Genomic DNA, 517 nt, shown 5'->3' with positions numbered 1-517 from the left:
AGCTATTTCACCGGCGATGGCTGCCGTCGCGACGAGGACGGCTACTACTGGATCACCGGCCGCGTGGATGATGTGATCAACGTGTCCGGCCACCGTATCGGCACCGCCGAGGTGGAAAGCGCGCTGGTGTCGCATCCGAAGGTGGCCGAAGCGGCCGTGGTCGGCTTCCCGCACGACATCAAGGGCCAGGGCATCTACGCCTATGTGACCCTGATCGCCGACGAGACGCCCAGCGATGAACTGCACAAGGAACTGATCGCCTGGGTACGCAAGGAGATCGGTCCCATCGCCGCGCCCGACCACCTGCAGTGGGCGCCGGGCCTGCCCAAGACGCGTTCGGGCAAGATCATGCGCCGCATTCTGCGCAAGATCGCCGAGAACGCACCGGACCAGCTAGGCGACACCTCGACCCTGGCCGATCCGTCGGTCGTGGCCTCGCTGGTGGAAGAACGCAAGGTGAGGTAGTTCCGCGGCACCAGGCGCAGGATGGGACCGCGGCATCGCGTGTGCGCTGCCG

The 517-nt window shown here is 66.3% G+C and carries 1 protein-coding gene; it reads left to right on the top strand.

From position 1 onward, the window contains the following. Positions 1–465, top strand: a 465-nt coding sequence (locus ACXJKJ_RS32250; RefSeq protein ID WP_457395835.1) for an AMP-binding enzyme, incomplete at its 5' end; no start/stop codon positions are given. Positions 466–517: the final 52 nt, after the last annotated feature.

The sequence above is a fragment of the Roseateles sp. P5_E1 genome (genome assembly GCF_054049335.1).
Note: the sequence above shows the minus strand (reverse complement) of the source record. Positions and strands in the feature narration are given on the sequence as shown.